We start from the raw sequence: 10,917 nt of genomic DNA on the forward strand, positions 1-10,917 counted from the left end.
ACTATTAAACAAAAAAAGAGCCGCTTTACAGCGGCTCTTTTTTGTTTAAGCAAATTTTATTAATAGAAATTAGAACGCTTATCTTCAATTGTTGCTGCATCTTTTAATGCTTGCACCACTCGCATATTAACTGTTGCACGGTCTGCATTTACTTTTTGAATTGCAAAGCTAGCATAGTTATCTAATTCTCTAGCGGAAGTGATCTCTGTTACTTTAACAACATAAACACCACGATTGCCTTCAATAGGAGCAGACACTTCACCTTTTTCTAATCCAAAAGCAACACCTACAACTTTAGGCTCTGTACCAGAACCAGCCAAAGTAGGATTCTTAAGATTTACTCCCGGAGAAGTCTGAACGCTTACACTATTTGCACTCGCAATAGCACTTAAGTCTTTTCCGCTGATATTGTTTTTAATTTGTTCTGCTTTTTTCTGATTGCGCAAAACAGGAGTCACTCGAGGAGAAGCCTCATCCACAGGCAACAACCCTTTTTCTGTTTTCTTAGTTAGCTGTACTACCAGATAACCACCATCGACATTAAAACGCTCTACATCTCCTGTACTACGCTCTTCGTCAAACGCCCATCTGATGATGTCACGCTGACTTCCTTGTCCAGGTAATGTTTCATCTAAAGCTTTAATGCTGTTTACCGGGCGTACAGTGTAATTGTCTTTTTTAGCAATTTCGTCAAACTCATTTTTATTTTCAGAAACTGCCATTTGAAACTTAGTCGTTGTATTGAAAACTTCGTTGATAGTTTCCTGAGAAGGCTCAATCTCTTTAGCTACTGTTGCCACTTTGATCGCACGTTGTTTGTTTTTCTGATCGTCTATACGAATCACATGGTACCCAAACTGAGACTCCACAACACCTACATCTCCAGTACTACCGTCAAATACAAAATCATTAAAAGGCTTAACGAATCTTCCTTTTGTAGTATATCCTAAGTCACCACCTTTTTCTTTACTTCCATCTGCTGAAAATTCTTTGGCAAGCTCAGCCATTTTTGAAGGGTTAGATTTTATTACCCCCTCTAAACTATCTGCTAATTTTTTAGCCTGGGCTTTAGTACGTGTTTGCGCACCTGCATTTTGCAAACCCTGATAAGTCAACAAAATATGAGAAGACTGCACTGAATCTGGAATTTGAGTAACCGAAACCACTTTAGATATTTTATAAAACCCATTGTCTTTATACGGCCCATAAACTGATCCTTCGTCTAAAGACCAAAGCTCATCTGTGGCATCTTTTGGTAGTTCATTTTTGAATAAATAAGTATCTACATAGCGTATGTCTGAGTACTCATTCACAAACTCTTCAGGATTTGTAGTGTTTGACAAACCAGCAACCGTATCGTTAGTCTTAGTTGCAGCCGTATACTCTACTCTGCTCTTTAAAAGTTCAGCCAACTCAGCTTTAACCGCATCCTCATCACCTAGAGTAGGATCCTCAGAAAATTTCACATAACGAATGTTACGTGCAGCATCAGTTTGAAATTCATTAGCGTGCTCTTTAATGTAAGCTGAAATTTCATCTTTAGAAACAGTAACATCCTCATCTTTAATTGAAGTATAAGGTACCTGAACGTACTCTAAGTCACGGAGGTTATTCTCCATTTCATAAGCCATCTGACCTTCTTTAAAGCTTGTATTTAAACCTGCTTTGACCAGATCAAAATAGATTTGTTGTTGCTCATTATTAGCCAATTGCTGCTCATAAGCAACCCACTGCTGATACATGGTAGGATTGGTTGACTTTAAAGTCGCTATATATTCTTTAAGTTTTTGCTCGCTAAAAACACCATTAGCGTTCTGAAAGTTAGGATCGTTTTGCAAAGCCTCTTTTAAAAGATCGTTTATACGATCTTGCTCAATACTGATCCCTAATTCTTCATATTGCTCGTCAAGTATAATACGACGCACTTCTTGCTCCCAAGCCGCATTTACTGCCTGTGTATTAGTAATGTTATTACCGTAACGCGCAGTTTGTGTCTCTACAAGTTTAGCAAACTCTTGCTGCTCGATATCCTCATCATTCACTGTACCCAGCACACGCTGTGATTTTTGTGTAGAAAAACCTCCGTTTTTTAATACATCAGCCAATACAAAAGCAAATAATGCTAATGCAATAATCGCGATCAAGAATACAGAGCGCTGTCTAATTTTGTTTAAAACTGCCATTTTTTATGTGTTTGTCAAATAGTGGGCGAAAATACCATTTTAAATGAAAAAATAAAATGTAATATCGTCAAAATAAAAGTAGTTATTCAACTCGTTGTTAATCGTTTTCTACAATACGCACTTGAACGAGCTCAATTTTTGTATTTGAAGTTTGAATTATATAAAATTGATACCCCTCAATATCTACAATATCATTCTCTTCTGGTATACCTTCTGTATGATTAACAATCAATCCACCCAGAGTTTCATAATTTTCATCTTCAGGTAATTCTAACTTGTATGTTTCGTTAATATAATCAACTTCCAGACGTGCAGAAAATTTGTAAACTCCTTCTGATAGTTCTTCTTCAATAAGCACAACACTATCGTGCTCATCTTCAATTTCCCCGAAGAGTTCTTCTACAATATCCTCTACCGTCATCATCCCGCTCGTACCCCCATATTCATCAATAACCACCGCAATACTTTTGCGTTTTTTAATGAGAATATTCAACACATCTTTCACCAACATCGTTTCCGGAACAAAAATTACTGGCATTAAAACATCAGTTATGTTCTTTGGCTTTTTAAATAACTCAAAAGAATGTACATAACCAATGATGTCGTCTATAGACTCTTGAAATATCAATATTTTAGAAAGTCCGGTTTCTGTAAACATAGAGTTCAACTCAGCAAGAGACTCTTCTTTTTCCACAGCAACCATTTCGGTACGTGGAATCATTACTTCTCTTGATTTCACTTCGGAAAACTCCAGTGCATTTTGAAAAATCTGAATTTCTGAATCGAGTTCTTCGTTAGTTTCCACAGATTCTATCTGTTCTGTGATGTAATTGCCCAACTCTACTTTTGTAAATGCAAGCTGTACTTCATCTCCATCAGTTTTAAAAAATTTCTTCAATAATTTATCTGAAACCCAAATGATAAATGAAGATATAAAACTAAAGGCTATATAAAATAAGTAAGCGGGGACAGCAAAAATTTTCAGTAGGGAATTGGCATAAATCTGGAAGAACACTTTGGGTAGAAATTCTGCAGTGATTAAAACCACCAGCGTTGAAATCAAGGTTTGAGTAATCAGGCTAAATTCAACAAAAAAATCAGTTAACCAAACATACCCAAAATCTGCGCCCTCTATCCAGGTTTGCAGTAGTGCACCCATATAGTAGGCATAAATAACCAATGCCAGGTTGTTACCCACCAGCATAGTGGCAATAAATTTTGAGGGTTTTTCAGTTAAGCGCGTAAGCACTTTAGCGATAAGATCGTTTTGTTTTTTTTCAATTTCAATATGAATCTTATTAGAAGACACATACGCGATTTCCATACCCGAAAAAAAAGCAGATAGAATCAAAGAGGCAATAATTATGAGAATATCACTCTCCATAGAATCTACTTATTACGTTGCTCGTATTTTTTCCTAAACCTGCGTTTAAAGAAATACATTCCTACTGCTACTGCCGCAAAAAACAAAAAGAAATACGCATTACTTCTATCTGTATTCCAAACATTAAATGATTTATAAAGAAACAAAGCTGCAAAAAACAGGTAGGCGTACTCGAAGTATTTAAAATATTTTGACATTATTGAACACTGTCATTAGGAGTCGCTGTAGCACTTTCTTTAACATACATACGACTTTGGTTATCTAAAGATATAAAATTTTTGAAGTCTTCACTGCTATCAAACAGGTCTCCGTTATTAAACGAATCATCAGGAAATTTCAAGGTATACGGCTTATCTGTAAACACCCATTTATTTTTCTGATCCCAAAAAAGCTGGGAAGCATCTAAGCGTGTAGAATCACTCGTAATCAAAACCACATTCTGACGTAGATCTATAAGGTTTGTTCGTTTGTACCTAATCGCATAATCTGAGGTTATGTAGTTTTCTTTTTTATTGTCATCTATAAACGTGACTTCCACCCCATCAGGAAACTCCTCGTATGGAAAATCTGCCAGACCATACTCCATAATCAGCGGTGTTTTTAAAGTAGCTACAACCTTACCCGAGTCGGTGTATTTTAAAACCACACCCTCCCCTTCAGCAGAAGGCCCTTCATTACGCTGATTGAATTTCTGGATTGCCCCCGAGTTATCTCCACAACTAAAAAACAAAGTCACAGCTACTGCTGTGACTAAGTTTAAGATAATATGTTTAGCGTTTTTACTCACTTACAAACTAGGTACGGTTACGCTACCGCCAATCCAGCAACTAAAAGTAATACGTTGACCGGCATTACCTTCTGAGAAAATCATTTCACGTGTTGGTGCATTTGCTCTGTAAGATGCTGCTGTTTTATTAGCCGTATCAGCTAAAGAAGGATCTATACGACCTGCTTTTGCAGCAGTATCTGCAGCTAACCAATATACAGCAAGTTTTTCAAATCGTGTATTCCCACAATTATTTGCACTTGCAACATACATAGATGCTATCCTTAAATAGACAATACCCATAGACGGTTGTGCAGCAACTGCTTTGTTATAATACGAACGCGCTCTGCTATAATTTCCTTTACCTCTAAAGTTTTCACCTAAGCGATAGTAAACTTTAGCTTTTTCCTGTGGCTCTGTTTGACGCTCAGCAGACTCTTCATAATACTCAAGAGCTTTAGCATCTTCACCACGTTGCTCAGCAAGACGACCTAAGTAGAAAGAAGTTTTAGCAGACGGTTCTAGTGTATTCAATTGTTCAACAAGAGTTACAAATAACTCACTATCTGTACATTCTTTTGATACTAAACGCCCTGCTGCACCTCTAACCCAGGCAACATCATTTTTCTTAGCTTCATAATCTGCTTCATAAAAAGGAATCAAGCGATCACAATCTGCAAGTTTACCCAGCATACCATTAACACCAGAAGATACTTTAGAATAGTTAGACAGGTTAGACTCTGCATACTTCTCTATTTGCTTTTCTTTTGCAGTCAATGCAGTACCCGCTTCATTCTTTTCAAGAATTACCTCTAGGTTTTTTGCATATTCATTTTGAATGGTTGTAATCTGCCCTTGAATTCCATCATAAAGATCAAAAACATCTTGTAATTCTATCTTACCTGCCTCTTGCAAAGCAACAGCTAAATTAAAGAACACGTACAAACCTTTAGGATTTTTGAACGTTTCACTATCTGTCTCCCATGCCTTATTGAACATCTCATACTGCTCTTGAGCTGTACCTATTTTGTTCTCATACATTGTTAAAGCAACATCAGCGATATCATCACCTTCTTTTGCTTTACTCGCAAAATGGGTTTTCTTTTCTTCGTATAATTTTTTCAAATCATCTAAAAATGCTTTTTGTTCAGCACCTGTAGCTTTTTCGATTTTATGGTGCAGAATACGCTCTCCGTATTGATATAATGCGTAAGAAGTTGTTGGGCAATCTTTACGAAGCTTCATAAACGGTTCATAAGCCGCATCGTAATTTTTTACTTTGGCGTGTTCTGAAAAAATAGACATTGTGGTAATGCATTCTTCGGTAGCTTGTGCGCTAACCAAACCTACAGCTCCCACAAGGACTATAAAAAGTAATTTCAATTTAGTTTTCATCATTGTAAGGTTTTAAAAGCAATAATAAGAATTTTAGTTGTATTTGTTAGGGACAAACCACGGTCTAAGTGGATTTAAAGATAAACTAAGACCAACTTTGAAAAAATCTTCTTTTACTAAACCAGCAGTCGTTGTACCACGCTGCCCATATTCAAAAGTCAAGTTAGCATTACTGAAACCTCTCCCCAGCGGTAAACCAAGTCCAAAAGATATGCCAAACTCATCAATAGACTGATTTTCTATTAATAAACCCGTCTCTTCATAACGCGCACCCAATCTATAAGTCACTCTACCCCAGTAGTTTGTTATTGAATTATAATCCGGAACAAAATAACCACCTAATCTATATTTAAATGAATCTTCATAAGAAGTATTTGTAAAATCAAAAGATCTGTTGGATGATTTACTGGTCTCTGAATACTCAATCTGACCACCTGCAAACCATTTATTAACCTGCCCGGTACCTAGGCCAAATGAGTAAGTATTTGGAACTATTGATTTTGTATCTGCTAAACTAAAGTCTTGAGAATCAACAACGCTTACTACAGCTCGATCCAAACCTGAGTAAATCACAGATTGCAACGAACGCTGATTTTCTAATGTCAAACTGGTTTCAGGCTGAAATGTAGCAGAAGTATACAGTTTGTATCGCTTTGCATAGGTTGTCTCATACTGAAGCCCCAGATTATAAGTCAACCCGGCTATGTCTGAACGATCTATTTCACGTACACTGTATTGCTGATCTGCATCTGCCTGTATAATTTCATTTGTAATACTCCCAAAATTGTAACTTCCTTCTGCACCTACTCTAAAACCTTTAAACAACTCAAGACCTGCTGCAAGAAAAACTCTGTTCACACCACCATCTCCACTATAATGTGATAGTGCGTTATCATTACCTTCAATAATTTCATAATCAACAGAAGTTTCAGGAATTAAACCAAAACCAAAACCTAACCTTTTTGAAACCGGAAACGCAAGAGATAAATAATCTATTGTTGTAGAGTTATTGGATCCAGACTCTGTATTGGTTTCCAGATTAGTCTCCCGATGACTTCCTGCAATCGTAAAGTTGGTAAGCTTTAAAGCTCCATAACCGGCAGGGTTTCTAAAGTTTGTATGAATACTGTCACCCAGAATACTAATCCCTCCCATAGCTTGATTTTCGATAGAGCCTTTAAAATTTGAAAGCCCCAAGCCATAAAATGAATAAGGTGATGAATTTCCTTCCTGAGCAAATGCAGAAGCTGTAATACAGATTAAAACAACTACTAAAATTCTTTTTATCATTAATTTCTATTAAATTCTGTTATATAATTCAGTCCTTCCAGGAGAAAATTTGAATTCGCAAAGATGCCATTTTTTAGCCTACTAGACAAAAATTGGCCGTCTCCTCCTGTTAAAATAATCGTTAATTCACTATAATTCTTCTTATACCAATCAATTAGCCCGTCTATTTCTGCTACTAAGCCATTGACTGCTCCAGACTGCAACGCAGTTTTTGTATTTACACCAATAACATCTATCGCCTCATCATCAACCTCAATGTAAGGCAAACCAGCAGTAAACTCGTGCATTGCTTTAAAGCGCATTTGTAATCCAGGAGAAATCGCTCCGCCTCTATACACATTCTTAAAATCTTTAAAATCATAAGTAACACAAGTACCTGCATCTATTACAAGCACATTACTACCCGGGTACTTTTTTTGTGCGCCAGCAACCAGAGCGATGCGATCTACTCCTAATGTTTGAGGCGTTTCATAGTCATTTTGAAACGGCAAAACTGTCTGTGCTGATAAAACTTCAACTGAAAGACCTCTATTTTTTACAAACGTGACAAAATCTTTAGAATTGCCCGTTGCACAAATTGCAACTACAGCTATCTCAAATGCACGCTCTAATTCTAAAAGCTTTGCTGTTGCCTCTTCAAGACCACCCGCCCAAAACATTTTTAAGATCGAATCTTCAAAAACACCATATTTTACCCGCGTATTTCCTAAATCGACTGCAAGATTTACCATCTCTAAAAATTTTCTGCAAAAATACAAATACTCAAAGCCTCACAGTCATACAATTAGCAAAAGCTTCAAAAAAATATTTTTATTTTTTCTTTTTAAGGTTGCGCAATCTAAAAATTGATTTTATATTTGCAGCCGCTTTAGCGAGGTACCTTAGCTCAGTTGGTAGAGCAACGGACTGAAAATCCGTGTGTCCCTGGTTCGATTCCTGGAGGTACCACAACAAAACCCTGAAACTGATGTTTCGGGGTTTTTTGTTTTTACTCTCTCCAACTATTAACAAAGCCTTGCAACAATTTACGTTTACTGTTTTCTAATTTTAATGAAAATAAAAATTTATGAATTCAGATCAATTAAACGTAAATAAGGATTACGACCTTATCTGCGTGGGCGCAGGAATTATGAGCGCTACATTGGCACTCCTAACCAAAATTCTAAAACCTGATTCAAAAATTCTCATACTAGAGCGTCTTGACGATGTCGCTTTAGAAAGCTCTGCTGCTTGGAACAACGCAGGTACTGGCCACTCGGCACTATGTGAACTTAATTATACGCCGCAAAAAGAAGACGGTTCCGTTAACATTGGCAAAGCAATTTCTATCTGCAATCAATTTGAAATTTCTAAACAATTCTGGTCCTATTTGGTTTCAAAAAACCTAATGGAAGATCCTAAATCTTTTATTTCAAATGTACCCCATCACAGCTGGGTAACCGGGGCAGAAAATGTGGCGTATCTGAAAAAGCGTTATGAAGCTATGAAAACACATTTTATGTTTGACACCATCGAATTTACAGATGAGCAGCAAAAAATGAAAGAATGGTTTCCATTAATGATGCAAGACCGGCAGCCTGAAGAGGTCATGGCAGCCTCTCGCATCGATCGCGGTTGCGAAGTCAATTACGGCGAACTCACTCGCAAATTGTTTAAAATTCTCGAAGAAAAATACGACACCAAGGTACAATGCAATGAAGAAGTTGATGATGTAGATCCTGACCGACCTAACGAATGGTCGGTAAAAGTTAAAAATACAAAAACAGATCAGGTACGGCACCTGGATGCGCATCACGTATTTATTGGTGCAGGAGGTGGTAGCCTGTTACTTCTGCAAAAAGTAGAAATTGACGAAAAAACAGGTTATGGCGGTTTCCCGGTAAGCGGTGAATGGCTTATTTGTAAAAACCCGCAAATCATCGATCAGCACCACGCAAAAGTCTACAGTAAAGCGGGGTTGGGAGATCCTCCAATGTCTGTTCCACATTTAGACACTCGGTTTATTAATGGTAAGCGCGAATTACTATTTGGACCTTTTGCAGGTTTCAGTCCGAAATTTCTCAAAGAAGGTTCTAATCTTGATTTATTTAAATCGATAAAATTTGATAATATACCGGCAATGCTAGGGGCTTTTTGGCACAATTTACCACTCACTGAATATCTCGTAAAACAGGTTGCTATGTCGTTTGAAGATCGAATGAACGATCTTCGGAAATTTATAAAAGACGCTAAAAACAATGACTGGGAGCTAAAAGTTGCCGGTCAACGTGTACAAATAATTAAGAAAGATGAATTTGAAGGCGGAAAATTAGAATTTGGTACTGAAGTAATCAGCAGTAAAGACGGAAGCATCACCTGCCTGCTTGGCGCTTCTCCTGGAGCATCTACCGCCGTTAACATAATGCTTGATGTTCTTGAAAAAGCATATCCTGAAATCCTAAAAACACCTGAATCTCAAAAGAAACTTTTAAAAATTGTTCCCTTTTGGCAGACTGAACCTACAGAAAAAACGTTTAAAGAAAACCTGCAAAAAGTTGAAGCTGCCTTGCAGTTATAATACTTTCGCACTAGCGAATAAAGAAGATACTATGACACAACTAGCAAAAGCAGAAAAAATTTCACTTGAAGACTTGGCTCTCATCAGAAAATCAAAAAAAGACCTTGACGAGATTTCATTTTTGATGCGGGCTTTAAATACTATAGGTACTCCCATAGATTCCGGACTTGAGTTATTGCCTGAAAAAATTCAAAGCAAAATAAGTCACATTATTCAAAAAGCCTTACAATTAGCAGTGAAGGCCAACTTAAAAACCCTTGATAAAAACAAGCAAAATAGTAGATCATCAAATCTGACCTACAAACTTGTAACTGGTCTTTCTGGAGCTACTGGTGGATTTTTTGGCGTTGCTGGATTTAGTGCAGATTTACTCGTATCTACAAAATTTATGATGCGCTCTATCATGGACATCGCTCGCATTCAGGGTGAAGATATCCTTGAGATCGAAACACAACTTGCCTGCTTACAAGTTTTTGCTCTTGGAGGAACTTCTGAAGATGATGATGAACTAGACACTAGTTACTATGCAACTCGAGCAGCTTTACACACTACAATGAATCAAGCGAGCTCTTACATAGCAGAAAACGGAACCAAGAAAATAATAGAGACCATTACCTCACAAACAGCAGCACCTATAGCTAAACTCATCAATCAAGTTGCAGCACGTTTTAGTGTGCAAGTGGGTGAAAAATTTGCAGCGCAGGCAATCCCTGTAATTGGTGCTGCTGCAGGAGCTTCTATCAATGTGCTTTTTATTTCACATTTTCAGAAAATGGCTACTGCTCATTTTACTTTACGCAGACTGGAGCGCAAATATTCTAAAGAATTAATTAAAGAAAACTACAACCTTCTAAGATTAGATTCAAATTTAGATTAAAAGTTTTTTCCAAATCTTAATTCGAGATATTGAACTTCTTCTCTTCTAAAAAACCTCTTTACATCTCATCCTTTCTCTATTAATGAAAAGATCCAAGCTACTGAAATCCATAATCCGCAAGGCCTGGATCTTAACCATTCTATGAAAGAGGGCTCTGCTACTGATTAAAATGAATCACCTTTTGAGGGTAGTTATACCCCTAAATAAGGTTCTGATCGGCCATCTGGCCATTTGCTTTTAAATGCTTGGTATTCCACTTTAACACGGGCTATAGCGTTCGATTAATTAACCGCTTATATAGTTTATATAAGGATTCTACTACAATCCCTAACGCGGGTTAATTTCAAAATAAAAAGTATTAGACATTAGTATAAGGTCTCATTTTGGGGCATAAAAAAAGTCCGCATCAACTAAATGATGCGGACTTCTAAAACAAGGCGGCGACCTACTCTCCCACGAGATGCA

At 37.1% G+C, this 10,917-nt stretch carries 8 protein-coding genes and 1 tRNA gene; 3 read left to right on the forward strand and 6 right to left on the reverse strand.

Features of this window, described 5'->3' with window-relative positions; genetic code table 11:
* Positions 1-59 precede the first annotated feature (59 nt).
* The 6 genes from DSM03_RS14020 to DSM03_RS14050 form a co-directional block, all read right to left on the reverse strand.
* Positions 60-2,183 (reverse strand): peptidylprolyl isomerase, encoded by a 2,124-nt coding sequence (locus DSM03_RS14020; protein ID WP_128762376.1) that lies wholly within the window; start codon positions 2,181-2,183, stop codon positions 60-62.
* 97 nt (positions 2,184-2,280) lie between these two features.
* Entirely contained in the window at positions 2,281-3,567 is a 1,287-nt protein-coding gene (locus tag DSM03_RS14025; protein WP_128762377.1) for a hemolysin family protein, read from the reverse strand.
* Positions 3,568-3,763: 196 nt separating this feature from the next.
* On the reverse strand, positions 3,764-4,354 hold the full coding sequence (gene lptC, locus DSM03_RS14035; RefSeq protein ID WP_201740445.1) for an LPS export ABC transporter periplasmic protein LptC: 591 nt from the start codon (positions 4,352-4,354) through the stop codon (positions 3,764-3,766).
* Positions 4,355-5,728 (reverse strand): tetratricopeptide repeat protein, encoded by a 1,374-nt coding sequence (locus DSM03_RS14040; RefSeq protein WP_128762392.1) that lies wholly within the window; start codon positions 5,726-5,728, stop codon positions 4,355-4,357. It abuts the gene before it with no gap.
* Between the two features lie 33 nt (positions 5,729-5,761).
* A complete protein-coding gene (bamG, locus tag DSM03_RS14045; protein ID WP_128762379.1) occupies positions 5,762-7,018 on the reverse strand; it encodes a BamG family beta-barrel-assembly machinery protein in 1,257 nt (418 codons plus the stop codon).
* Positions 7,018-7,749: a type III pantothenate kinase gene (locus DSM03_RS14050; RefSeq protein WP_128762380.1), complete on the reverse strand. Its 732-nt coding sequence runs from the start codon at positions 7,747-7,749 to the stop codon at positions 7,018-7,020. Before DSM03_RS14050 ends, bamG begins: the two co-directional genes overlap by 1 nt.
* A gap of 144 nt (positions 7,750-7,893) precedes the next feature.
* On the opposite strand from DSM03_RS14050, the gene DSM03_RS14055 reads away from it, so the two are divergent.
* The 3 genes from DSM03_RS14055 (at position 7,894) to DSM03_RS14065 (ending at position 10,452) form a co-directional block, all read left to right on the forward strand.
* Positions 7,894-7,966: transfer RNA gene (locus tag DSM03_RS14055), tRNA-Phe, on the forward strand.
* Positions 7,967-8,084: 118 nt separating this feature from the next.
* On the forward strand, positions 8,085-9,575 hold the full coding sequence (mqo, locus tag DSM03_RS14060) for a malate dehydrogenase (quinone) (RefSeq protein WP_128762381.1): 1,491 nt from the start codon (positions 8,085-8,087) through the stop codon (positions 9,573-9,575).
* Positions 9,576-9,606: 31 nt separating this feature from the next.
* The gene (locus DSM03_RS14065; RefSeq protein ID WP_128762382.1) at positions 9,607-10,452 is read left to right on the forward strand and encodes an EcsC family protein; all 846 of its coding nucleotides are present in this window, start codon (positions 9,607-9,609) and stop codon (positions 10,450-10,452) included.
* The last annotated feature ends 465 nt before the right edge of the window (positions 10,453-10,917 follow it).

It is taken from the genome of Leeuwenhoekiella aestuarii (assembly GCF_004104055.1).
Taxonomy (GTDB): Bacteria; Bacteroidota; Bacteroidia; order Flavobacteriales; family Flavobacteriaceae; genus Leeuwenhoekiella; species Leeuwenhoekiella aestuarii.